This window comes from Pseudonocardia sp. T1-2H, from assembly GCF_038039215.1.
Lineage (GTDB): Bacteria > Actinomycetota > Actinomycetes > Mycobacteriales > Pseudonocardiaceae > Pseudonocardia.
Genome location: NZ_JBBPCL010000001.1, coordinates 1,119,434 through 1,142,442, shown reverse-complemented (window position 1 = coordinate 1,142,442; position 23,009 = coordinate 1,119,434). Strand labels below are relative to the sequence as shown.

The 23,009-nt window shown below is 73.4% G+C and carries 23 protein-coding genes, 1 tRNA gene and 1 pseudogene; 7 read left to right on the top strand and 18 right to left on the bottom strand.

Going from position 1 to position 23,009, the window contains the following annotated elements; all coding sequences use genetic code 11:
• Positions 1 to 68: 68 nt before the first annotated feature.
• The 3 genes from WBK50_RS05810 to WBK50_RS05800 form a co-directional block, all read right to left on the bottom strand.
• Positions 69 to 860, bottom strand: a complete 792-nt coding sequence (locus WBK50_RS05810; RefSeq protein WP_341334592.1) for a TIGR01458 family HAD-type hydrolase — start codon at positions 858 to 860, stop codon at positions 69 to 71.
• A gap of 121 nt (positions 861 to 981) precedes the next feature.
• Positions 982 to 2,418 carry an NADP-dependent phosphogluconate dehydrogenase gene (gene gndA, locus WBK50_RS05805; protein ID WP_341334591.1) on the bottom strand — a complete coding sequence of 479 codons (1,437 nt, stop codon included), beginning with the start codon at positions 2,416 to 2,418 and terminating at the stop codon, positions 982 to 984.
• On the bottom strand, positions 2,376 to 2,714 hold the full coding sequence (locus tag WBK50_RS05800) for a hypothetical protein (RefSeq protein WP_341334590.1): 339 nt from the start codon (positions 2,712 to 2,714) through the stop codon (positions 2,376 to 2,378). Before WBK50_RS05800 ends, gndA begins: the two co-directional genes overlap by 43 nt.
• A gap of 57 nt (positions 2,715 to 2,771) precedes the next feature.
• Here WBK50_RS05800 and WBK50_RS05795 point away from each other — a divergent pair, with 57 nt between their 5' ends.
• Positions 2,772 to 3,533 carry a histidine phosphatase family protein gene (locus tag WBK50_RS05795; protein ID WP_341334589.1) on the top strand — a complete coding sequence of 254 codons (762 nt, stop codon included), beginning with the start codon at positions 2,772 to 2,774 and terminating at the stop codon, positions 3,531 to 3,533.
• 24 nt (positions 3,534 to 3,557) lie between these two features.
• Here the strand turns inward: WBK50_RS05795 and ygiD are convergent, their stop codons facing one another.
• From ygiD to WBK50_RS05770, 5 genes are all read right to left on the bottom strand, one after another.
• Positions 3,558 to 4,415, bottom strand: a complete 858-nt coding sequence (ygiD, locus tag WBK50_RS05790; RefSeq protein WP_341334588.1) for a 4,5-DOPA-extradiol-dioxygenase — start codon at positions 4,413 to 4,415, stop codon at positions 3,558 to 3,560.
• A gap of 26 nt (positions 4,416 to 4,441) precedes the next feature.
• Positions 4,442 to 5,248 (bottom strand): SCO1664 family protein, encoded by an 807-nt coding sequence (locus WBK50_RS05785; protein ID WP_445942227.1) that lies wholly within the window; start codon positions 5,246 to 5,248, stop codon positions 4,442 to 4,444.
• A 1-nt stretch (position 5,249) separates the two neighbouring features.
• Complete coding sequence (locus WBK50_RS05780) at positions 5,250 to 5,822, bottom strand: DUF3090 domain-containing protein (RefSeq protein WP_341334587.1); 573 nt, start codon at positions 5,820 to 5,822, stop codon at positions 5,250 to 5,252.
• 72 nt (positions 5,823 to 5,894) lie between these two features.
• Positions 5,895 to 6,602: a histidine phosphatase family protein gene (locus WBK50_RS05775; protein ID WP_341334586.1), complete on the bottom strand. Its 708-nt coding sequence runs from the start codon at positions 6,600 to 6,602 to the stop codon at positions 5,895 to 5,897.
• 24 nt (positions 6,603 to 6,626) lie between these two features.
• A complete protein-coding gene (locus WBK50_RS05770) occupies positions 6,627 to 7,445 on the bottom strand; it encodes an undecaprenyl-diphosphate phosphatase (protein WP_341334585.1) in 819 nt (272 codons plus the stop codon).
• A gap of 99 nt (positions 7,446 to 7,544) precedes the next feature.
• On the opposite strand from WBK50_RS05770, the gene WBK50_RS05765 reads away from it, so the two are divergent.
• Both WBK50_RS05765 and WBK50_RS05760 read left to right on the top strand, forming a co-directional pair.
• Positions 7,545 to 8,495: an aldo/keto reductase gene (locus WBK50_RS05765; RefSeq protein ID WP_341334584.1), complete on the top strand. Its 951-nt coding sequence runs from the start codon at positions 7,545 to 7,547 to the stop codon at positions 8,493 to 8,495.
• Between the two features lie 200 nt (positions 8,496 to 8,695).
• A pseudogene (locus tag WBK50_RS05760) lies at positions 8,696 to 8,840 on the top strand (DUF5703 family protein).
• A 2-nt stretch (positions 8,841 to 8,842) separates the two neighbouring features.
• Here WBK50_RS05760 and WBK50_RS05755 read toward each other — a convergent pair.
• From WBK50_RS05755 to WBK50_RS05745, 3 genes are read right to left on the bottom strand one after another with little or no spacing between them, the layout of a single operon-like run.
• A complete protein-coding gene (locus WBK50_RS05755; RefSeq protein ID WP_341334583.1) occupies positions 8,843 to 9,826 on the bottom strand; it encodes an NADPH:quinone oxidoreductase family protein in 984 nt (327 codons plus the stop codon).
• Positions 9,826 to 10,596, bottom strand: coding sequence for an SDR family NAD(P)-dependent oxidoreductase (locus WBK50_RS05750; protein WP_341334582.1), 771 nt, complete (start codon positions 10,594 to 10,596; stop codon positions 9,826 to 9,828). The genes WBK50_RS05755 and WBK50_RS05750 overlap by 1 nt, the downstream gene beginning before the upstream one ends.
• 25 nt (positions 10,597 to 10,621) lie before the next feature.
• Positions 10,622 to 11,950, bottom strand: coding sequence for a M20/M25/M40 family metallo-hydrolase (locus WBK50_RS05745; protein WP_341334581.1), 1,329 nt, complete (start codon positions 11,948 to 11,950; stop codon positions 10,622 to 10,624).
• A 92-nt stretch (positions 11,951 to 12,042) separates the two neighbouring features.
• Here WBK50_RS05745 and WBK50_RS05740 point away from each other — a divergent pair.
• Positions 12,043 to 12,127: transfer RNA gene (locus tag WBK50_RS05740), tRNA-Leu, on the top strand.
• A 620-nt stretch (positions 12,128 to 12,747) separates the two neighbouring features.
• On the opposite strand, the gene WBK50_RS05735 is transcribed toward WBK50_RS05740, so the two are convergent.
• The 6 genes from WBK50_RS05735 to WBK50_RS05710 all read right to left on the bottom strand — a co-directional run bounded on the left by WBK50_RS05735 (position 12,748) and on the right by WBK50_RS05710 (position 18,820).
• Complete coding sequence (locus WBK50_RS05735; protein WP_341339310.1) at positions 12,748 to 13,362, bottom strand: ribonuclease H family protein; 615 nt, start codon at positions 13,360 to 13,362, stop codon at positions 12,748 to 12,750.
• A 90-nt stretch (positions 13,363 to 13,452) separates the two neighbouring features.
• Positions 13,453 to 14,748 (bottom strand): MFS transporter, encoded by a 1,296-nt coding sequence (locus WBK50_RS05730; RefSeq protein WP_341334580.1) that lies wholly within the window; start codon positions 14,746 to 14,748, stop codon positions 13,453 to 13,455.
• A gap of 103 nt (positions 14,749 to 14,851) precedes the next feature.
• Positions 14,852 to 15,826, bottom strand: a complete 975-nt coding sequence (locus WBK50_RS05725) for a PDR/VanB family oxidoreductase (protein ID WP_341334579.1) — start codon at positions 15,824 to 15,826, stop codon at positions 14,852 to 14,854.
• Positions 15,823 to 16,335, bottom strand: a complete 513-nt coding sequence (locus WBK50_RS05720) for a hypothetical protein (RefSeq protein WP_341334578.1) — start codon at positions 16,333 to 16,335, stop codon at positions 15,823 to 15,825. The genes WBK50_RS05725 and WBK50_RS05720 overlap by 4 nt, the downstream gene beginning before the upstream one ends.
• Positions 16,336 to 16,368: 33 nt before the next feature.
• Positions 16,369 to 17,658, bottom strand: a complete 1,290-nt coding sequence (locus tag WBK50_RS05715) for a Rieske 2Fe-2S domain-containing protein (RefSeq protein WP_341334577.1) — start codon at positions 17,656 to 17,658, stop codon at positions 16,369 to 16,371.
• A 58-nt stretch (positions 17,659 to 17,716) separates the two neighbouring features.
• Complete coding sequence (locus tag WBK50_RS05710; protein ID WP_341334576.1) at positions 17,717 to 18,820, bottom strand: zinc-binding dehydrogenase; 1,104 nt, start codon at positions 18,818 to 18,820, stop codon at positions 17,717 to 17,719.
• A gap of 138 nt (positions 18,821 to 18,958) precedes the next feature.
• Between WBK50_RS05710 and WBK50_RS05705 the strand changes: the two genes are divergently transcribed.
• Both WBK50_RS05705 and WBK50_RS05700 read left to right on the top strand, forming a co-directional pair.
• Positions 18,959 to 19,714 (top strand): IclR family transcriptional regulator, encoded by a 756-nt coding sequence (locus WBK50_RS05705; RefSeq protein ID WP_341334575.1) that lies wholly within the window; start codon positions 18,959 to 18,961, stop codon positions 19,712 to 19,714.
• Between the two features lie 43 nt (positions 19,715 to 19,757).
• Entirely contained in the window at positions 19,758 to 22,352 is a 2,595-nt protein-coding gene (locus WBK50_RS05700) for a PEP/pyruvate-binding domain-containing protein (protein WP_341334574.1), read from the top strand.
• Here the strand turns inward: WBK50_RS05700 and WBK50_RS05695 are convergent.
• Positions 22,339 to 22,563, bottom strand: coding sequence for a hypothetical protein (locus WBK50_RS05695; RefSeq protein WP_341334573.1), 225 nt, complete (start codon positions 22,561 to 22,563; stop codon positions 22,339 to 22,341). The genes WBK50_RS05700 and WBK50_RS05695 overlap by 14 nt on opposite strands.
• Here WBK50_RS05695 and WBK50_RS05690 point away from each other — a divergent pair.
• The gene (locus WBK50_RS05690) at positions 22,562 to 23,005 is read left to right on the top strand and encodes a hypothetical protein (RefSeq protein WP_341334572.1); all 444 of its coding nucleotides are present in this window, start codon (positions 22,562 to 22,564) and stop codon (positions 23,003 to 23,005) included. The genes WBK50_RS05695 and WBK50_RS05690 overlap by 2 nt on opposite strands.
• Positions 23,006 to 23,009: the final 4 nt, after the last annotated feature.

The window sequence follows — 23,009 nt, the reverse complement described above, 5'->3', positions numbered from 1 at the left end:
CGAGGGTAGTCCCGGACGGACGGCGGATCAGGGCATCGGGCAGGACGCGGTGCCGGTGGACGGGCCGATCACCCCGCGCGGCCGTGCAGCAGCCCCGGCAGGTCCGCGAACGAGTCGACGACGTACTGCGGCCGCTGCCCGTCGACCCCCTCCTCCGCCTCCGGCCGGAACTTCCCGGTCCGCACGAGCACCCCGGTGAGGCCGTGCGCCTGCGCGCCCAGGACGTCCGCCTCGACGTCGTCGCCGATCATGAGCGCCTCGCCCGCACTGACGCCGAGGCCGCCCAGCGCGGCGTCGAAGAAGGCGCCCGAGGGCTTGCCGAGCACCACCGCCTCCGTGCCGGCCGCCTGTTCGAGCCCGGCGAGGAACGCACCGGTGTCCAGCTGCATGCCGGTGTCCGTGCGCCAGTAGAGGTTGCGGTGCATGGCGACGAGCGCGGCGCCGTTCTGCAGGTGGCGGAACGCGGCGTCGAGCGCCTCGTAGGAGAACTCGGGTCCCGCGCCGCCGAGCACGACGACGTCCGCGGCGTCGGCGACGTCCACCAGCTCGATCCCCTCGAGGTCCTCGGCGATGTCGCCGCTGTTGAGCAGCGCACACGTCGCTCCGGGGTGGTGCTCGCGCAGGTGGGCCGCGGTCGCCGCGGCAGCGGTCAGGACGTCGTCCGGGCCGACCGGGAACCCGGCGTCGGCGAGCGTCCCGGCGATGCGCCGGCGCGTCCGCGACGTGGTGTTCGTGATCAGCGCGAACGGGAGGCCCGCGTCCCGCAGCGCGGTGAGCGCGTCGACGGCGCCGGGCAGCGGCTCCCAGGAGACGGTCAGCACGCCGTCGATGTCGATCAAGATCGCTCGAACCTGATCCATCCGGGCACGCTACCGAGACGGGCCGGCCGCCGCTGCCCGCCGACCACCGTGCCGCTCGAGTGGCTCGAGCGTCGGTACATGGCGCTTGAGCCACTCGAGCAGCGGCCGCCGTCGGCGAGGGTCAGTCGGTCTGGACCTCGGTGCCGTCCTGCGACCAGCGGGTGTGGAAGCTGCCCTCGCCGTCGATGCGCTTGTAGGTGTGGGCGCCGAAGAAGTCCCGCAGGCCCTGGATCAGGTTCGCCGGTCCCCGCTCGGTGCGGTAGCCGTCGTAGTAGCTCAGCGAGCTGGAGAACGCCGGGATCGCGACGCCCTGCTCGGTGGCGGTGACGACGACCCGGCGCCACGCGTCCTGGGCGTTCGCGACGGCCTCGGTGAAGTACGGGACCATCAGCAGGTTGTCCAGGTCCGGGTGCTCGGCGTAGGCGTCGCGGATCCGGTTGAGGAACTGCGCCCGGATGATGCAGCCGCCCCGCCAGATCGTGGCCATCGCGCCCAGGTCCAGGTCCCAGCCGTTCTCGATCGACGCGGCGCGCATCTGCGCGAAGCCCTGCGCGTACGCGACGACCTTCGACGCGTACAGCGCCTGCCGGATGTCCTCGACGAGGTCCGTCCGGTCCTCCTTGCCCTCGGGCGAGGGCCCCGCCAGCGTCGCCGACGCCTTCTTGCGCTCGTCCCGCAACGCCGACAGGCCGCGGGCGAACACCGCCTCGGTGATGCCCGTCAGCGGGATGCCGAGGCCCAGCGCGTCGATCGCTGTCCAGGTGCCGGTGCCCTTCTGTCCCGCCTGGTCCACGATGACGTCGACGAGCGGGCGACCGGTCTTCTCGTCGGTCTTCGCGAGGACCTTGCCGGTGATCTCGATCAGGAACGACTCGAGGTCCCCGGTGTTCCACTCCTCGAAGATCTTGCCGATCGCCGTCGCGTCCAGCCCCGCGACCCGGGTGAGCAGGTCGTAGGCCTCGGCGATCAGCTGGATGTCCGCGTACTCGATGCCGTTGTGCACCATCTTCACGTAGTGCCCGGCGCCGCCGGGGCCGACGTGCACGCAGCACGGGGTCCCGTCGACGACCGCGGCGATCGAGGTGAAGACGTCCTCCACCTCGGCGTAGGCCTCGGGGTCGCCGCCGGGCATGATGCTCGGCCCGAGCAGCGCGCCCTCCTCGCCGCCGGACACGCCGACGCCCATGAACCGGATGCCGTTCTCCGCGCACTCGGCGGTTCGGCGCACGGTGTCCGGGAAGTGCGAGTTGCCGGCGTCGATGATGATGTCGCCCTCGTCGAGCAGCGGCGTCAGCTCCTCGATGACGCCGTCGACGGGCTTGCCCGCCTTCACCATGACGATGATCCGGCGGGGCTTCTCGAGGGCGGCGACGAAGTCCTCGGTCGACTCGGCGCCCGTGAAGTCGCCCTCGTGGCCGTAGTCCTGCATGAACTGGGTGGTCTTCGCGGTGGTGCGGTTGTGCACGGCGACCGGGACGCCTCGGCTCGCGATGTTGCGCGCCAGGTTGGCACCCATCACGGCCAGTCCGGTGACACCGATCCGGCTCTTCTCCGCCATCCGTAGCTCTCCTCGCTCATCCGCTGATCCGGCTCGGAGCCGCACGGCGAGAGCCGGGCCCCGGCGGCCCATCTTGCTACCCGCCGCACCCCGGCGTCTCCCCTCGACGCCCGCCGAACCGTGTGACGGAGGTCCCGCGAGGCGAGCTCCAGGTCGAGGACGCCGTGCACGACGACGTCACCGAGATCGACGGCGACGAACTCTGGCCACGGCTGCAGGCGCAGCGCCGCCGAGGAGGGGACCCGGCGGGCGGACGCGAGCGCGTACACCGAGGTGATCGTTCCCGAGGGCGGCACGGTGGCGTCGCGGTGACGGGGTGACGCCGTACGGTGCGCAGTGGAGGTGGTTCCCCGATGGCTGGCCCGTACGAGGTCGTGCTGCTCCGGCACGGCGAGACCCACGGCTACGACGCGGACCACGGGCTGACGGCCCGGGGCGAGGAGCAGGCCCGGGCGCGCGGCGTGGCGCTGGCCGCGGAGCTGGCGCCCGGGACGTCCGTGGTCATGCCGCACGCGCGCACGGCCCGGGGCATCGCGACCGCGGTCGTCCTGCGGGAGACGCTGGTGGGCGCGGTCGGGCCGGGGGTGACGCTCGGCGAGCTGTACCCCGAGCCCTGGTTCGACAACCTGCGGTTCGCGCTGCACGGCGAGGTCGTGGACGCGAGCGTGGCGGTGGCCGCGCGGCTCGCGCTCGGCGACGGGGACCTGCCGCACTGGGCGGCCGAGTACGCCCGGTTCGACTCGGACTACCGGGAGATCGCCGCCCGGGGTGGTCCGATCGGACACTGGATCCACAATCCGACGCTCTACTTCGAGCCGCCCCAGATCGCGGCCTACCGGTTCTGGTCCGGGATCACGGCGTTGGCGCCTGAGGGCTCCGACGAGCAGCGGGTCGCGGTCGTCGCGACGCACTCGGCGCCGATGCGCGCGTTCGTCAGCACCGCGTTCGGACACGACCCGGGCGAGCCGGAGAACCTGGAGCCGATCCGGGTGTCCGTGGCCGCGAACGGGTCGCCGACCGTCCGGTTCCGCGACCTCTCGCTGGCGCTCGATGCGCCGCCGCCGCTCCCGCCCTGGTTCGACGACGCGTGGTTGGAGAAGTACGGACGCAGCTGAGCAGGGCTGTCCGGCGGACAGACCCTAGATGTTGGTGGACTCGGGCGGAACGCCGTCCGGGATCTCCCCCGCCGGGCCCGTGCCGTGCACGGTCGGCAGGCCGGCGAGGTCGAGCGTGTAGGCCGTCATGGACAGCGAGCCGTAGGCGTAGCCGTCGACCAGGACGTCGGCGCCGTGACCGGCGGCTGCGCCGAGCCCGGCCAGGTAGAGCAGCGGGATGAAGTGGTCCGGGGTCGGGACGGCGGTGCCGAAGTCCCCGGACTCCCGCAGCCGCAGCACGGCGTCCGGGGTGTCCGTCATGAGGTCCCGGGCGGCGTCGTCGAAGCGCCGGGCCCAGTCGAAGCCGGCGTCCGGCCGGGAGCCGTCCATGCCCCCCAGGTTGTGCACCACGTTCCCGCTCCCGACGACGAGCACGCCCCGCTCCCGCAGCGGCGCCAGCTTCGCCCCCAGCGCGACGTGGTGGTCCAGCGGCTTCGTGGCATCGATGGACAGCTGGACCACCGGCACGTCGGCGTCCGGGAACATGTGCCGGAGCACGGACCAGGTCCCGTGGTCCAGGCCCCAGCTGTCCACGTCCGCGCCGACCCACGTGGGCTTCGCGATCTCCGCGACCTCGCCCGCGATGTCCGGGGCGCCCTCGGCCGGGTAGTCGACCGCGAAGAGCTCCTGCGGGAAGCCGAAGAAGTCGTGGATCGTGCGGGGCCGCGGCATCGCCGTCACGGCCGTCGCGTTGATGTACCAGTGCGCGGAGACCACGAGGATCGCCCGGGGCCTCGGCATCGCGGCGCCCAGCGCCCGCCACGACTCGGTGTAGCGGTTGGTCTCCAGTGCGTTCATCGGGCTGCCGTGGCCGATGAACGCGGCGGGCATGGAGGTGCTCACCGCCACAGACTAGAGCGGGCTGTGCGCTAGAACGCCGGCCAGGGGATCGCCGGGCCGTAGCCGGAGGGCTCCGGGTAGCGACCGACCCCGAGCAGGCCGTCGACCCGGTCCGTCAGCGTCCGGATCTCGGTGAGCGTGATGTGGTCGCCGAGCCGCTCCGCGAGCGGGCCCTCGAGTTCCGCCCGCAGCATGCCGAGCGCGTCGACGATCTCCTCGGTGAGCGGTTCACCGACCCAGCCCCACAGCACCGTCCGGAGCTTGTCCTCCGAGTGCATGGTGAGGCCGTGGTCGACGCCGTAGACGTGCCCGTCGTCCCCGGCGAGGACGTGGCCGCCCTTGCGGTCCGCGTTGTTCACCACGACGTCGAACGCGGCCATCGTGCGCAGCTCGGGATGGTCCGCATGGACGAGCACGGCGGGGCGACCGTCGTCGTCCCGGGCGCGCAGCACGCCGAGCCAGCCCTTCGGCACCTTCTTGGGCGCGCACACGTCGACCAGGTCGTCCGTGGTGTCGGTGTCCACCCAGGCCTGCACCATCCCGGTGCCGAACGGCCCGTCGCGGAGCACCGTCGGCGGGACGACGTGCCAGCCGGCGGCCTCGGAGACGAGGTAGCTGGCGACCTCGCGCCCGGCCAGCGTGCCGTCCGGGAAGTCCCAGAGCGGGCGCTCGCCGCGGACCGGCTTGTAGACGCACTTCACCGACACGCCGTCCACGCTGGCCGTGCCGAACAGGGTCGCGTTGGAGGCGGCGACAAGACGGCCGGTGATCTCGATGCGGCCCCGGCCGAGGATCGTCATCACCTCGGGGTCCCGCAGCTCAGGGGCGTCGTTCAAGCTACTCGGCGACCGGGGAGCGCTCGTGGAAACCGTTCAGCCGCACGCACACGTGACCCTCCGGGTCCAGCGGCTCGGCGCACAGCGGGCACGGCGCGCGGCCCGCGGAGACGACCTTCTCGGCACGGTCCGCGAACGCCTTGGCCTGCACCGGGGAGAGGAACACCCGCAGGGCGTCGGGGCCCTCCTCGGTGTCGTCCAGGACGACGGACTCGTCGACCTCCTCCTCGGTGACCGCCAGCAGCTCGACGACGATCGACCTCGAGTCCGCGTCCCAGCCCAGGCCCATGGTGCCGACCCGGAACTCCTCCTCGAGCGGCACGGCGAGGGGATCGTTGTCGCTGTCCGCGGCCTCCGTCTCGGTGGCGACGTCCGGACCGAACCGGCGGGCCACCTCCGTGAGCAGCGCGGCGACCCGCTCCGCGAGCACCGAGACCTGCTGCTTCTCCAGCAGCACGCTGATGGTGCGGGCCTCCTCGATCGCCTGGAGGTAGAACGCCCGGTCGCCGGGCTCGCCGACGGTCCCGGCGACGAAGCGCTCGGGCTGGCGGAAGACATGGATGACGCGTGACATGGCGATTCCCAGAGTAGGCCACGCAGAGATCCGCGGCACGCCGGTGTGGTCGACCAGCCTCTGTGGACGTGGTCAGGCGTTCGTCGAACCCCCGACCACGGCCTCGGAGGACTGCGCCTGTTCCTGCGCCCCCTCCTCCTTCGGCTTCGGCGGGACGAGGGCCGCGACGTCGCCCCCGACGTCGTTGACCCGGCCCACGAACGGGCGTGTCTCGGTGTAGCTGACGACCGAGATCGAGCAGGTGTCGACGACGATCCGCTGGAAGTTGTCCAGATGGGTGGCCAGGGCGTCCGCGAGGACGGACTTGATGACGTCGCCGTGGCTGCAGGCCACCCACACGGCGTTGGGACCGAACTCGGCGGCGATCAGGCGCTCGTGCCTCCGGACCGCGGCCACCGCCCGCGCCTGCATCCCGGCCAGGCCCTCGCCGTCCGGGAACACCACGGCCGACGGGTGGGCCTGCACGACCTTCCAGAGCGGCTCCTTGGCCAGGTCCTTCAGCTCGCCGCCGGTCCAGCTGCCGTAGTCGACCTCGGACAGGCCGTCCTCGATCACCGGCTCCAGCCCGCGGACCGCGGCGAGCGGCGCGACCGTCTGCCGGCAGCGGGTCATCGGGGAGCTGACGATCGCCGAGATCGGGACGGTGTCCAGGCGTTCGACGATCTTCGCGGCCTGCTCCCGGCCCTTGTCGTCCAGCTCCACGCCGGGGGTGCGTCCTGCGAGGACGCCGGACACGTTGGCCGTCGAACGGCCGTGGCGCAGCAGGATGAGCGTGGTCACGATGATCGAGCCTACGTGCCGGGGTCAGGTCGCCGAGATCGCGCCGATCGAGAGGGCCGCCAGCAGGGCCGTGCCCAGCGCGATCCGGTAGGCGACGAACACGTAGACGCTGTTGCGCTCGACGAACTTCAGCAGCCAGGCGATCACCGCGTAGCCGACGACGAACGCGATCACCGTCGCCACCACCATCTGCGGAACCGTGGTGTCCCCGGCCGTCACGTCCTTGAGCTGGAACACCCCCGCCGAGACGACCGCGGGGATCGCCAGCAGGAACGAGTAGCGGACGGCGGCGGGGCGGGTGAGCCCGATGAACAGGCCGGCGGTGATCGTGCCGCCCGAGCGGGAGACCCCCGGGATCAGGGCGAGGGCCTGCGCGAAGCCCAGGACGATGCCGTCCATGACCGTCAGCTCCTCCACCGGCCGTTCCTGCTTCCCGTAGCGCTCGGCGAGACCCAGCAGGACGCCGAAGACGATCAGCGTGGTGGCGATCAGCCAGAGGTTGCGGGCCACCGTCTCGATCGAGTTCTGGAACAGCACACCGAGCACGCCGATCGGGATGGTGCCGATGATCACCAGCCAGGCCATCCGGTACTCCGGGGTGGCGCGGACCTCGGGGTCACGGAAGCCACGGACCCACGTCGCGATCAGGCCCCAGATGTCCTTGGCGAAGTAGATGAGCACGGCGAGCTCCGTGCCCAGCTGGCTGACCGCGGTGAACGCGGCGCCGGGGTCGTTGCCGAAGAACAGCCCGGAGACGATCCGGAGGTGCCCGGACGAGGAGACGGGCAGAAACTCCGTCAACCCCTGGACGAGACCGAGGATGACGACCTCGAGCCAACTCATGCGGTGATTCCCTCGATCGTGGTCACGGCGGGTCACCGTACCCACGTCGGGTGACGATCCGGGGAACGGCCGGATGATCGGGTCTCCTAGGGTCTTGCCGTGCAGCGCAGACGGGTCGGGGACAGCGGGCTGCAGGTGTCCCGGATCGGCCTCGGAACGATGACCTGGGGCGAGGACACGGACGTCGAGTCCGCCGGGGAGCAGCTCATCGCGTTCGTCGAGGAGGGCGGGACCCTCGTCGAGACCGCGGACGTCTACGGCGACGGCAAGGCGCAGCAGATCCTCGGCGCCCATCTGGCGGGCGGCCTGGTGGACCGGGACTCGCTCGTCCTCGCCGGTCGCGGCGGCCCCCCGCCCGGGCCGCTGGGCGAGAACGCGGCCCGCGGCGCCCTGCTCGCCGGCCTCGACGCCACGCTCCGCCGCCTCGGCACGGACCACCTCGACCTCTGGCAGCTCCCGGGCTGGGACGACCGGGTCCCGCTCGAGGAGCGGCTCAGCGCCGTCGAGGTGGCGGTGCTGTCCGGCCGCGTCCGCTACGCCGGGCTGGTCGCGCCCGCGGGCTGGCAGCTCGCCACCACCGTCGAGCGGGCCCGCCACCTCGGCAACATCGTCCTGCCCGTCTCGGCGCAGGCGGAGTACTCACTGCTCCACCGGACCGCCGAACTCGAGTTGCTCCCCGCGGCGCGGCACCACGGCGTCGGGATGCTCGCGTGGGCGCCGCTGGGCCGGGGCGTGCTGACCGGGAAGTACACCGACGGCACCCCGGCGGACTCGCGCGCGGCGTCCCCGGTGCTCGCGCCGTACGTCGAGGCGCGGCGCAACGAGCGGTCCGCGCGGATCGTGCAGTCCGTCCTGACCGCGGCCGACGGGCTCGGGACCAGCCCGCTCGCCGTCGCGCTGGCCTGGGTGCGGGACCGGCCGGGGGTCGCGTCGGCGGTCGTCGGGGCGCGGGACGCCGCGCAGCTCACCGCGTCCATGGCGACCGAGTCGATCACGCTGCCGGCCGAGATCCGGGCGGCACTGGACGACGTGAGCGAACCGGTCCGTTAGCCGCGGATCCTGGCCGAGCGTCCGTCGCCCGCTTATTGTGGTGACGTCATCCGCCGTTCACACGGCAAGCGGATGGACCGCACGAACCAGGCAAGGAGGTGGCCGGTTTGCCGAGCAGCACCGGCTCTACCGAGGCAGGCGATCTCGTCGACGGGGAATGGGAGTACCGCCCGCTGCAGATCGACGGGACCGTCTCCCGGATGACCGCGGCGGTGCGGCTGGCGATCCAGGCCGAGTACTCGGGGTGGGAGCTTCTCCCGGGTCCGCCTGTACCCCGGCGGCGTGCGCAAGGTCTGGCTCCGCCGCAAGCGGACGAACCGGATGCTCCCCGAGCTGTCGACCTGACCTCAGGGAACGAGCACGACCTTGCCGACCGTGCCGCGTGAGCCGAGACGCCGCAGCGCCTCCTTCGCCTCGGTCAGGGGCAGCTCCTCGCCCACGAGCGGATCGATGGCGCCCGCCGCCCACAGGTCGTTCAGCGCGTCCTGCCACCGCGGCAGCAGCCCGGGGTTCATCGTGCGGTAGAACGCCCAGTGCACGCCGACCACGGAGTAGTTCTTGATCAGCGCGTGGTTGGTCGGGGCGTCCGCGATGCGCCCGGAGGCGAAGCCGATCACCAGGATCCGGCCCTCGAAGGCGACGACCTTGCGGGACGCGTCGAACGTGTCCCCACCGACCGGGTCGTAGATCACGTCCGCCCCCCGGCCACCGGTGAGCTCCTTGACCGCCGCGACCATGTCCTCGCCGCGGTAGTCCACGACGTCGTCGCAGCCCAACTCCTTCGCCCGCGCGCACTTCTCGGCGCCGCCTGCCGTCCCGATGACCCGGGCGCCCGCGGCCTTGCCCAGCTGCACCGCCGCGCTGCCGACGCCGCCCGCCGCCGCGTGCACCAGCAGCGTTTCCCCCGCCCGCAGGTTCGCCCGGTGGTGGAGCGCGCAGTAGCCGGTCTGGTACGTGACGAACATGCCGGCGGCCTGCCCGGCGGACATCCCCTCGGGCCACGGGAACGTCGACTCCGCGTCCAGGACCGTCAGCTCGGCGTACCCGCCGGCGCCGCTGCGCGGGGTGCCCAGCACCCGGTCCCCCACGGACGCCCCGGCGCCTTCACCCGCCGCGACGACCTCGCCGGCGATCTCCATGCCCGGGGTGAACGGGAGCGGCGGCCGCTCCTGGTACTCGCCCCTGCAGACCAGGATGTCCGGGAAGTTGCAGGCCACGGCGTGCACCCGGACGAGCACCTGGCCCGCTCCCGGCTCCGGGTCCGGGAGCTCGTCGTGCCAGGTGAGGACGTCGTCCGGGTCGCCGAGCTCGTGGACCTGCCAGCCCCGCACTAGTGCTCGGTCCACTCGACGGGCGGCGGAGGCGTGCCGCCCTTCGGCCCCGGCACGCCCCGGAACCCGTACGGCGCGGGCTCCCGGCCGGGCTGCACGTACCAGCAGTCCCCGGGCTCGCCCCGCTCCATGATCAGTTCGATCGCCGACGCCACGTCCTCCGCCGTGAGCAGCGGGAACTCGCCGAACTGCTCTTTGAGGTGCGCGATCAGCGGGGTGTCCGCGAACCCGGGGCACACGGCGTTGACCGTGATGCCCTCCGGCGCGAGCGCCGGCCCGGCGGAGCGCACGTACCCGACGACGGCGTGCTTGGTCGCCGTGTAGAGCGCGTCCCCGGGGAGGGCGACGATCCCGGCGAGCGACGCCGTCGCGATCACCCGCCCGCCGCCCGCTCGGCGCAGCGCCGGGACGGCCGCGTTCAGCCCGAACACGACGTGGTCGAAGTTGACCCCGACGATCCGCCGGTAGCCCTCCAGGTCCAGGTCCGTGACGCCCGTCTGCCCGCCGGTGACGCCCGCGTTGAGCAGCACGACGTCCAGGCGCCCGGTGTGTTCCTCGGCCGCGGCGACCGCGGCCTGCATCGCCTCCGGGTCCGTGACGTCCGTCGCGACGGCCAGGCCACCCAGCTCGTCGGCGACGGCCTTGGCCCCGGTCTCGTCCCGGTCCGCGATCACGACCGTCGCCCCGGCCGCCGCCAGTCTGCGGGCCGCGGCCGCGCCGATGCCGGACGCCCCGCCCGTGATGAGTGCCGTCCTGTCGGTGAGGTCCACCCTGACCGTCCTTCCGTGGGAGTGCTCAGCTGGAGAGCAGGAACCGTTCGAGCACCCGCGTGCCGAACTTCAGCGCGTCGACCGGGACCCGCTCGTCGATGCCGTGGAACAGGGACGCGAAGTCCAGGTCCGGGGGCAGGCGCAGCGGGGCGAAGCCGAAGCCGCGGATCCCGAGGTCGCTGAAGTGCTTCGCGTCCGTCCCGCCGGAGAGCATGTAGGGGATGGCCCGCGAGTTCGGGTCCTCGGCCTGCAGCGCCGCGGCCATCGCCTCGACGAGCGGCCCCTCGAACGGCGTCTCCAGCGCGGGCAGGTCCGTGATCCACTCGCGGGTCACGTCCGGCCCGAGCAGCTCGTCGACCTCGCGGAGGAACGCGTCCCGGCGGCCCGGCAGGATCCGGCAGTCCACGGTCGCCTCGGCCGTCGACGGGATGACGTTCGCCTTGTACCCGGCGCTGAGCATGGTCGGGTTGGCCGTGTCCCGGACCGTCGCGCCGACCATCCGGGCCACCGGGCCGAGCTTCGCCAACGCGCCCTCGATGTCGTCCTCCGGGAACTCCTGGCCGGTGAGCTCGCGCATCTGCTCGACGAACGCCCGCACGGTGTCCGTCATGACCAGCGGGAAGCGGTGGTTGCCCAGCCGCGCGACCGCCTCGGAGAGCCGGGTGACGGCGTTGTCATCGTGCAGGAACGAGCCGTGCCCGGGCTTGCCCCGGGCCTGCAGCCGCATCCAGGCCATGCCCTTCTCGGCGGACTCGATCAGGTAGACGCGCTGGTCCTCGCCCAGGGTCAGGGAGAACCCGCCGACCTCGCCGACGGCCTCGGTGCAGCCCTCGAACAGGTCCGGCCGGTGCTCGACCAGCCACCCCGCGCCGAACCTGCCGCCGGCCTCCTCGTCCGCGACGAACGCGAACACGATGTCCCGCGGCGGGACGGTGCCCGTGCGCTTGAACCGCCGCGCGACCGCGATGGTCATCGCGACCATGTCCTTCATGTCGACGGCGCCGCGGCCCCACACGTAGCCGTCCTGCACGGCGCCCGAGAACGGGTGCACGGACCACTCGCTCGCGTCCGCCGGGACGACGTCCAGGTGCCCGTGCAGCAGCAGCGCGCCGCGCTCGGGATCCGCGCCCTTCAGCCGGGCGAACACGTTCATCCGCCGCGGCGCCCCGGACTCGACGAGCTCGACCTCGTAGCCGACCTCGACGAGCTTCGCCGCGACGTACTCCGCGGCCTCCTGCTCACCCACGACGGTGTCGGGCTCGCCGGTGTTGGAGGTGTCGATGCGGATGAGCTCCGAGGCCAGGTCGACGACCTCGTCCTCGGCCGCGATGTCGGGAGAGACGGTGCCGGTCATGCGGATCTTCCTACCATCCGAGGGTGGGGGGCGGAGGGCCGAACGGGGTGCGTTATCCTTCTCCCGTCGCGGAGCGAAGCACCGCGACGGCGGTCCGAGTGGCGGAATGGCAGACGCGCTAGCTTGAGGTGCTAGTGCCCTTCAACGGGCGTGGGGGTTCAAGTCCCCCCTCGGACACAGTATTGATCCCGCAGCATTGATCCCGCAGCATTGACGTGGCGGGATGAGCTCCACCGAGGCAGTGCGGTCAGCATGCCGGTCGGTGATGATTCCCCGAGTTCTCGGTAGACCTCGTCCCCGTCCTTCGGCTCAGCTGCCGCCGCGACTCCGCCGCGGCGATCCCCCTCGCGTAGCTCGTCAGGCGATCGGTCGCGGGCCACCACCGCCGCGCCGCACCGACGAGGTCGGGATCATCGCCCCCCTGCATCCGGCTGACCGAGTAGCGCCGGCACCCGTCCGTCGTCCGATGTCCGGGATCGGTGGCGAGCCACTGGGCCGAGTGGAGTACGAAGAAGGGGCCAAGGAGCGCGGCGCCCGACGCCCGCCCTCGGATCGAGCAGGGTCCAGCACCGGCGACGGCACGAACGCCGAGCGCGCGCCGGACGCACCGGGCGCGCTGCAGGTGCGGGTGCGCACGTCCGGCGGGAGCCCCCTCCCGGACGCCGCGCTCTCCCTGATCGACGGCGCCGGCTACCAGACCGCGCTGGGCCGGACCGGGCCGGGCGGCACCTTCGAGGTGACGATCACGCAGCTGGGCCGCTACGTGAGGGCTTCACCGGCTCGCTACCGCAGGGGACTCAGCTCACCGCGTGCGACTGCTCCACCGCCAGGGCGTCCACGAGGTCGTTCATCGGGTCGCCCGAGTGCCCCTTCACCCAGCGGAAGGAGACGTCGCCGCGCTCGTTCACGAGCGTGATCAACGGCTCCCAGAGGTCGCGGCTGACCACCGGCTTCTTCGCGCTGGTGACCCACCCGCGGGCGAGCCAGCCCTTCCACCAGCCGTCGCGGAAGCAGTTCACGACGTAGGTCGAGTCGCTGACGACCACCAGCGGTCCGTCCAGGGCGCGCACCGCCTCCAGCGCGGCGCGGATCTCCATCCGCTGGTTGGTGGTGGGGGCCTCGCCGCCGCTGTCCTGCCGCCCGTCCTGCGTGGCCCACGCCCAGCCCCCCGGGCCCGGGTTGCCCGAGCAGGCGCCGTCGGTCCACACCTCGAGCGCGCCCTCGGCGGCCGGCATGTCGGGCCGCGGCGCCGTCCGCTTGGGGCGCGCCGTCAGCGTGCCGTTCCCCGGGGTCTTCGTCGCCGCGTCGGCGCACGCGACGTGGGTCCACACACTGCCCGACTTCGCGATCTCCTCACCGGGCTGGATGCGGGACGAGCAGGCCCCGCAGGTGGTGGCGTACTTCGCGGTCATCGGCACCCGACCACCCTAGGGTGGCGTCCGCTTCCGGCCCGACGTGCCTCGGGCGTCGCGAGCCGCGCGCCGCGAGGTCCGGAGTACCCGTCACCCGGGGGTGACGCTTCCCGTGGTCGTCGGGGCCGGGTCGGCGTTCCGATGCCCGGCGGTGCGCGACTCCCGCACGGCGAGCATGATCACTGCACCGAGCGCGGGCCCGGCCGCCAGGGTGAGGAACCCGACCGCGAAGGATCCCGAGGCGGAGTAGGCGGCCCCGACGGCCAGCGGGACGATGACGCTGCCCAGCTGCCAGACCGCGTTGGCGAACCCCGAGGCCGAGCCGGTGACCGCACCCGGTACGAGCCGCGGCACCAGGGCGACGAGCAGCGGTGTCCAGCCGTAGGCGGCGGCACCGAGCAGCGGCGCGAGCCAGAGGAAGGCGGTCGCCGTGCCGAGGTTGCCGAACGCGACCAGCGTGACCGCGAACAGGGCCAGGATGCAGGACGCCGGGAGCCGCCTCGCCCCGCCGAAGAACCGGTCGGTGACGAACCCGACCACCGGTTTGACCGCCACCGCGGTCACCGCGAAGATCGCGACCACCGCTCCCGCGGCCCCCGGCGAGATGGCGTGACCCTTGATCATCAGCGCGTTGGCCCAGGTGACGAAGCCGTAGAGCCCCCAGAAGCCGCCGAAACCGGCCAGGCAGGTCAGGACGAGGTTGCGGTTGCGGACCATCGAGGACAGCCCGGCCGGCTCGGCGGCGGTGGACCCCGGCCCGGCCTCCTGCGCGGTGTCGGTGTCGAGCATCGGGCCCGGGCGGAGCAGGAAGAACAGGACCACGGCGAGCACCATCGAGAGGACGCCGAAGAGGTGGTACGAGGTCCCCCAGCCGTGCCAGGCGATCAGCGCGGGGACGACGGCGTTGGCGATGGCCGTGCCGAGCGAGGTCGCGGTCACGAAGATGCCGAGGGGCAGGCCCAGCTTCGACGCGGGGAACCAGCTGGTGACGAGGCGGATACCGGCCGAGTAGTCCGCGCCGGCGAACAGCCCGACCAGGGCCTGCACCGCGATGCCGACCGTCGCCGAGGTGGTGGAGCCGAAGACGGTCATCAGTGCCCCGGCGCCGAACAGGGAGATCGAGAGCATCAGCCGGCCCCCGAGCCGGTCGGTGCCGATCCCGCCGAGGGCGTTCGAGATGACGTAGCCGATGTAGTAGGCCGTGGCGAAGGCGCCCAGGCTGGCGACGGGTACCGCCAGGCTGTCGCCCACGAAGACGGACGCCGGCCCCCAGGTCGAACGGTCGACCGAGGTCAGGGTGAAGGACATCCAGCAGGCGAAGAGGACGACCCAGCGGTACGGCGACAAGGCGGGTTCGGCACTGCTGCCGGAAGTACGTGAGCTCATCGGTGAGCCTCCGTGGTGGAAGGGATCGGCGCACGTCGTGGGGCGGCGCCGGGCCCGGCCGGGCCGCGGACCGGCCGGGCGGGAGCGGGTTCGGGTTCCGCTTCTAGAGGTCGAGGACGAGCCGGGCCGACGTGCAGCCGCCGACACAGATCATCATCGACGTGTTCCTGGCGCGTTCCTTCGCGCTCAGGATCGTGTCGCGGTGCAGCGGCGTGCCGTCGAGCACCTTCGTCTCGCAGGTTCCGCAGAAGCCCTCCTCGCAGGAGGACAGGACGTCCGGCCGCAGCGGGCGGACGGCGTCGAGGACGGACTGGCCGGGCAGGACGGTGACCGTCTCGCCGGTCTGGGCGAGCTCGACCTCGAACGACGCCCGGCCGTCGATGGAGTCGGCGGCGGCTTCCGCCGGCCCGAGCGGATCGGCGCCGAAGCGCTCGAACCGGAGCGGCAGATCCGGCCGTTCCAGCTCCACGGTGCGGCTCAGCGCGGCGAGCAACCCGGCGGGGCCGCAGGCGTAGACAGCCGACCCGGCGTGCGCCCCCGCCACGATCGCACTCAGCGGGAGCGGCCCGTCGACGTCGTCGCTGCGCAGCACGAGCCGTCCGCCGGACCGCCCGGCCAGCTCGCGCAGCGGCCCGGTGAACGCCAGCGTGTCCGCCCGCCGGCCCCCGTAGTGCAGCTCCCACGGCACCCCGGCGGCGACGGCCGCGCGGACCATGCCGAGCACCGGCGTGATGCCGATGCCGCCGGCGACGAAGACGTAGGCCTCCGCCGGTTCGAGCGCGAACCGGTTGCGCGGGCCCCGGATCGCCAGGCGGCGCCCCACCAGGGCGGTGTCGTGGATCTCGGCCGAGCCGCCGCGGCCGTCCGGCTCCCGGAGCACCGCGACCGTGTACTCCGGGTCGTCGGGCTCGCCGCACAGCGAGTACTGGCGGACGAGCCCGGACGGGAGCACGAGGTCGACGTGGGCGCCGGCGGTCCAGCCGGCCAGCGGGCCGTCACCGCGCAGCCGCAGGGAGACGACGCCCGCGGACTCCCAGCGGACCTGGGTGACCGTGACCGGCAGCGTGGCGTCGCTCATCGGATGCTCCCGGCGGGCTCGGCGTCCCGGGCCCCGCCGCGCAGCACCTGCAGGAAGGGCAGGGCGAACCGGCTGTCCTTGAGGATCACGACGTTGTCCGCGGCCTCGCGGATCGTGGTGGCCGCGCGGTGGGCGGCGGGCTCGGCCCAGCGGGCGTCCGGGCTGACCACGACGGCACCGAGCAGGGTGCCGGTGGCCCGCGCGGCATCGCCGACGGCCACCACCGAGCGGCCGTCGACCGCGGCGAGCTCGTGGGCGAGCAGCACGACGACGTCGGCGTCGTGCACCGCGTGGTCGAGCGGGCTGCTCACCGCGGTGCCCTCGCCGCGCGCGGGCACCGGCTCCGGCCGGAGCCGGTCGTGGCTGGGCAGCAGGTCGGCGTCGGCGACCGTGATGCCCTCCAGTGCCGCAGGGTCCTGGCCGAGGAGCCAGCCCCGGGCGGAGGGGTCGAGGGGGACGAGCAGGACGGTGGCCTCGTAGGACCGCCGGTCCCAGGAGATCGGCGCCATGGCGTCGTCACCTCCTTCCTTCGTGCCGGAGGGTCAGATGGAGACGAAGTCCTCGCCGGTGCGGGCCACGAGGGCCTGCTCGGCGCCGTCCTGGAAGGGGACGGACTTCGGCAGCAGCACCGACGCGGAGCGGACGCGGTGGTGCTCGGCGTCGCCGCCGGGGAGCGGGTCGGTGGACCCGGCCGCCTCCTCCGCGGCGGCGAGCAGCCGCCGGCGGGCGAGGATGATCGCGGCGTCGCTCGTGCCGAGCCGCTCCTTGGTGCGGTCGACGATCGGGCCCATGCTCTCCTGCAGGGAGAAGTCCTGGGCGGCGATCCCCTCGACCCCGCTGAAGCTGCGCTTCTCCCGCTGGGCCACCCGGTCGATGAGATAGTCGTTGGCCGCGTTGGCCAGGGTCCGGTAGGTGCCCGGGACGTACTTGGCGTGGATGCCGTCGCCGCGCCGCATCGACTCCAGCTCGTCGTCGCGCAGGTCCCGGGTCGGGTGGTAGTTGATGCTCCAGGCCCAGCAGGTCTCGTCGTCGATGGGGACCCAGGCGTGGGCGCCGAGGGGGTTGTGGGTGCCGAAGGGCGGGATGATCGTGTACCACGGCATGATCCACTGCGTGATCCGCCAGTAGTACTGCTCGTCGTCGACGTTGCGCCGGGCCCCGATCAGCAGGCCGCCGTCGGACTCGATCACCTCGAACTTGGGTCGGGTGTCGGCCTTGAGGTAGGTCAGCCCCTCGGTTCCGGCGTGCATGGGGTCGTCGTCCATGTTGAACCGGTGTGCGAAGGAGACGTGGCTGGAGTCGATCCCGCCCTCCATCGCCTGCATGAAGTTGGTCTCCTGCAGCCGCTTGGAGACGAAGACCTGCGAGCCGGGCAGCGTGGCCCACTCCAGCTCGGGCAGGTCCGGCTTGAGCTCCGGCGGCCCCATGTAGGTCCAGATCACGCCGCCGCGCTCGACGCACGGGTACGCGGTCTGCTTGATCTTCTCCCGGAACCGGCTCTCCGGCGGCTCCGACGGCATGTCCACGCAGTTGCCGTCGACGTCGTACTTCCAGCCGTGGTAGGCGCAGCGCAGGCCGCACTCCTCGTTCCGGCCGAAGAACAGCGACGCGGTGCGATGGCTGCAGAACTCGTCGATCAGCCCGATGCGGCCGGCGCTGTCGCGGAAGGCGATGAGCCTCTCCCCCAGCAGCTGCACCCGCACCGGAGGGCAGTCCGGCTCGGGGATCTCCTCGGCCAGCAGGGCCGGGATCCAGTAGCGGCGCAGCAGGGTGCCCATCTCGGTGCCGCGGTTGGTCCGGACCAGCCGCTCGTTCTGCTCGTGGGTCAGCAAGGTGGATCGCTCCTTGATGTTCGACGCTGATGTTCGGAGAGTGGTGGGAGGACGGGGGTCAGGCGGAGGGCCGGACGACGACGTGGGGCGACTCCGGCCCGGTGCCCGCGGCGAGCCGGGTGAGCATGTCGCCGACGCCGTCGAGGTCGACCGCGACGGTGGGCACCCGGTCCAGGTGTGAGCTGCCGTCGGCCAGCGAGGCGACCGCGGCGGCGATCGCCTCCGGGGCGCGGCCGCGCACGGCGCTCACCGTGAGGCTGCGCCGGACCATGCGGGCGGTGTCGACATCGACCGCGGCGGGCCGTTTCGGCGAGGTGAGCACCAGCCTGCCGCCGTGTCCCAGCAGCTCGACGGCCGGTGCGACGACTCCGGGACCCGGGCCGACGGCGTCGACGACCAGGTCGGCGTCCCGGCCGTCGGCCGCCGCCCGGACGCGCGCGAGCAGATCGTCCTCACCGACGACCACGGGTGTCCCCCCGAGGGCCTCGGCCATCTCGAGGCGCTCCGCGTCCCGGGCCAGGCCGCCGACGACCACCTGTGCGGCGCCGCTCGCGACGGCCGCGGCCACCACGGCGAGCCCGTGGTAGCCGGGGCCCAGCACCACCACGGTTTCGCCGGCGCGCAGCCGGCCGGCGCCCGAGGTCCAGTCCAGGGCGTTGGCGTAGGGCAGCACCCAGGCCGCCAGCTCCTCGTCGAGATCCGCCGGGAGCGGGTGCACGACCGCGTTCGGCGGCAGGAAGACGTAGTCGGCGTTGCCGCCGAGGAGTCCGGGGGCCTCGGCCACGGGGATCGTCCCGATGCGGCGCCCGCCGCCCCAGATGTCGGTGTCGGGGCAGAGCCGGTAGGGCCCGGTCAGGCACGTCGGGCACGTCCCGCAGGGCAGGTACTCCTCGATCACGACCCGGTCGCCGGCCTGCACACCCCAGCGCCGCGCGGCCGACGCCCCGATCGAGGCGATCTCACCGACGACGTGGTGGCCGAGGACCGTCGGCGCCGCGACGCCCGAGGCGTAGAGCCCGACATCGGTGCCGCAGATGCCGGACGCCGTCACCCGCAGCCAGCCCGTGTCGGCGTCCGCCGGCGTGATCGCCAGCTGCCGGATCTCGCTGCTGCTGTTCGGCAGGGCGACGCTCGCCCTCGCGGTGTCGGGGAGAACAGCCACCCCGCTCCGCTCCGCGGTCCACACCATTGGGTCGCTTCCTATCGCTGTGTGATAGTTTATTATCGCTGTGCGATATCGGTACAGTAGATCGCACAGTTCTGGTCGTCAATGGGCCGGCCGTCAACGGGGAGGCGACACGTGGCAACCGCGAAGGCCGGTGCCGACAGTGGGCGGCGGGCACTCGACCTGCTCTTCGCGTTCACCGAGCAGCGCCCGGTGGCCTCGGTACGGGATCTCGCGGAGGCGCTGGACATCCCGGCGCCCTCGGTGCACCGGTACGTGGCCCTGCTGCGCGACATGGGCCTGATCGAGGAGGGGTCGCGGGGGCGCTACCACCTGACGATGCGGGTCGCCGCGCTCGGGCGCGCCGCGCGCCGGGCCGCCCCGATCGTCGACCTCGCCGAGCCCGCCATGCGCGCCCTCTCCGAGAAGATCGGGGAGTCGGTCCTGCTGATGCGGCTGGTCCACGGCCTGCCGGTGTGCATCCACCGGGTCGAGTCGCCCAGCCGGTTCCGGCTCTCGTTCGAGCCCGGCCAGCTGCTGCCACCCCTGCGCGGGGCCAGCGCCCGGCTGCTGCTCGGCGGGCTCGGCGCGGACGAGCGCGCGGACTACGTCGACCGGGCGCTGAGCTCCGGAGCCCTGCCCCCGGTCAGCGGTCGGGAGGGTTTCCTGGCCGAGGTGGAGCGGGACGTCGCGCGCGGCTGGGCGATCAGCAACCAGGAGATCGACGAGGGCGTCTGGGCGCCCGCGGCGGCGATCCGCGAGGACGGCCGGATCGTCGCGGCACTGTCCGCGCCGTGCCCGGCTTTCCGGGTCGACGACCAGCGCCGCGAGGACATCCTGGACCTCGTCCGCAAGACCGCCGACGACATCTCCGAGGCGCTGGGCAGCTGAACCGACACATGAATTTCAACGCGTGTTGAGATAAGCTCGGTCGATGACGGTCCTCGACCTCGACAGTCCCGATGCGCGCCACCTCGGTCTCGTCGGGGGCAAGGCGGCCAACCTCGCCGAGCTGCGTGCCGCGGGGTTCGACGTCCCGGCCGGATTCTGCGTCGCCACGGAGGCGTACCGGCGCGCCGCGGACGCCGCGGGACTCGACGAGGTGCCGGGTCGCGCGGAGGACGCCGCGCTCGCCGCCGCGGCCCGGAAGGCGCTGCTCGCGGTCCCGATCACGCCGGATGTAGAGGCCGCGGTGGCCGAGGCGTACGCGCGGCTCGGCGACCGGGTGCCCGTCGCGGTCCGGTCCTCGGCCACCGCGGAGGACCTGCCGTCGGCCAGCTTCGCCGGCCAGCAGGACACCTACCTCAACGTCGTCGGCACCGAGGCGGTGCTCGACGCCGTGCGCCGCTGCTGGGCCTCCCTCTGGACGGATCGGGCCGTGTCCTACCGCGCGTCCGCCGGGATCGACGGGCGCGGGGTGGCGCTGGCGGTCGTGGTGCAGCGGATGGTGGACGTGCGCGTCGCGGGCGTGCTGTTCACCGCGGACCCGGTGTCCGGGCGCCGCACGCGTTGCGTGATCGACGCGAGTCCGGGACTCGGCGAGGCCGTGGTCTCGGGGGCGGTCAACCCCGACCACGTGGTCGTCGAGGGCTCGACGATCGACTACCAGGCCGGGGACAAGGCCGTCGAGGTGCGGGCCGTGCCGGGCGGCGGGACCGAGCAGATCGCCGCCGGTGATCGACGCGGCGAGCGCGCCCTGACCGACGACGAGGTCCGGGCGCTGGTCGCCCTCGGCCGCCGGGTCGAGGCCCACTACGGCGCCCCGCAGGACATCGAGTGGGCGATCGACACCGCCGGCGCGGTCCGGCTGACCCAGTCGCGGCCCATCACCACGCTGCATCCGCTCCCGGAGCCGACCGGTCCGGGGCTGCGGGCCTACCTGTGCGTCAGCCTCGCGCAGGGCCTGACCCGACCGATCACCCCCATGGGCATCGCCGCGTTCCGGGTGATCGGTGCTACCGGCTCACGCCTGGGGTTCGGGATCCCGGCCGACGATCTCGGAGGTCCCTCGGCCCTGGCCGTCGCCGGCGGTCGGGTCTTCGTCGACGTCACGCCGGCCCTGCGCAACGCCGTCGGCCGCAGGATCGTCCCGCGGCTCCTCGACGTGATGGAGGTCCGCTCCGCCGTCGTCCTCCGGCGGCTGAGGGACGAGCCCGCGTTCGCCGTGCGCACGCGGTCCCCGTGGTCGTTCGCCCGCCGGGTGCTGCGGGTGCTCGTCCGGTACCGCGTCCCGCTGCAGGTCGGGCAGGCCCTCGTGGCCCCGGCCGCCGCGCGGCGGCGCGTCGGGCGGGTCGGCGACGGCCTGACGGCGGCTCTTCCGCCCGCCGCCACCGGCCTGGAACGGCACGACCGCGCCCTCGCCCTGCTCGGCCGGGTCTTCCCCGTACTGCCGACCGTCGCCCCCGTCGCCGGGGCGGGATTCCTCGCGCTCGGACTCGCCCGCGCCCTCGCCGGCCCCGAGATCGACGGGCGGACCACCCACGACCTGCTGCGCTCGCTCCCCCACAACGTCACCACCGAGATGGACCTCGAGCTCTGGCGGGTCGCCGTCCGCCTGCGCGCCGACGACGCGTCGGTCACCCGGCTGCGCGCCGGCTCCGGTCCGCTGCCCGACCTGCTGCGCAACGAGCTCGACCGGTTCCTCCGCCGCCACGGGCACCGGGCCGTCGCCGAGATCGACATCGGTGTGCCCCGCTGGCGCGACGACCCCTCCTACGTCCTCGGCGTGCTGGCCGGCTACCTCCGGCTCGCCACCACCGACGCCGGCCGCGAGTCGACCCCCGACGCGATGTTCGCCCGCGGTGCCGCAGCCGCCGAGGGGGCCGTCGCCGACGTCGTGACCCGGGTGCGGCGGCGCTCCCGGCCCCGCGCCCTCGTCGTCGGCTGGGCCCTGCGGCGGACGCGCGAGCTCGCCGGGCTGCGGGAGACGCACAAGGACCACCTGGTCCGCCTGATCGCCGCCGCGCGGACCGACCTCGTCGCCGTCGGGGCCGAGCTGGCCGGGCGCGGGCTACTCGCGGAGGTCGACGACGTCTTCTTCCTCGATCTCGCCGAGGCGCGGTCGGCGCTGCTCGGGTCCGACCACCGCGACGTCGTCGCGCAGCGCCGGGAGGACCACGCGCGGGAGCTGCGGCGTCGCCACGTCCCGCGGGTCCTGCTCTCCGACGGCACCGAGCCCGAGGCCCTCGCCGCCCCGGCGGCGGGGGACGGCGCGCTCGTCGGCACCCCCGCGTCGGCCGGCGAGGTCACCGGCCTCGCGCGCGTCGTCCTCGACCCCGCCGACGCGCACCTCGAACCCGGGGAGATCCTCGTCGTGCCCTCCACCGATCCGGGCTGGACGCCGCTGTTCCTCACCGCGGGCGGGCTCGTGATGGAGATGGGCGGCGCCAACTCCCACGGCGCGGTCGTCGCCCGCGAGTACGGCATCCCCGCCGTCGTCGGGGTCCCGGACGCGACCGGCGCGATCACCACCGGACAGCGGATCACGGTCGACGGCGCCGCCGGGTCGGTCCGGCTCACCCCCGAGTAGGGACGGACCCCGGCCTCGCGCCTGCCGACGCCCCTCGGCGGACCCACGGATCGGTAGCGTCGAGGCCGTGCGGGGGCTCGACCACCTCGTCGACGACCTGGTGCACCAGCGGGCGGCGAGCCGCGTCGAGCTTCTCCCGGCCACGATCCTGCACGGCGTCGACCGGTTCCACCCGCACGGAGACCACTCCACCGAGCCGAACCAGGGACATGCGCAGACACATCATCGTGCTCACCCTCGCGGCCGCCGTCCTGGCGATCGCCCTGTTCGGGCTGCCGTTGGCCGGGATCGTGGTCAAGTACCTCGCCGACGACGAGCGCAGCGAGCTCGACCAGGTCGCCGACGTGGCCGCGCTGACCGTCGCCGTCGATCTCGCCCGCGGCCGGGAGCCGCAGCTGCCCACCTCGGCCGAGCGCGCCGACGTCGCCCTCTACGACCGCTCCGGCACCCGCGTCCTCGGCACGGGCCCGGCCACCGCGGACCGGTCCGTCTCCGAGGTGCTCTCCCGGGCCGCGCCGGACACCGACGACGGGGTCGTCGCGGTCCCCGTGATCGGCGACGACCCCCGGGCCGGCGCCATCCGCGTCTCCAGCTCGCCCGCCGAGGTCCACCTGCAGGTCGCGCTTTCCGATGAGACCTGCAACCCGACCTGATGAC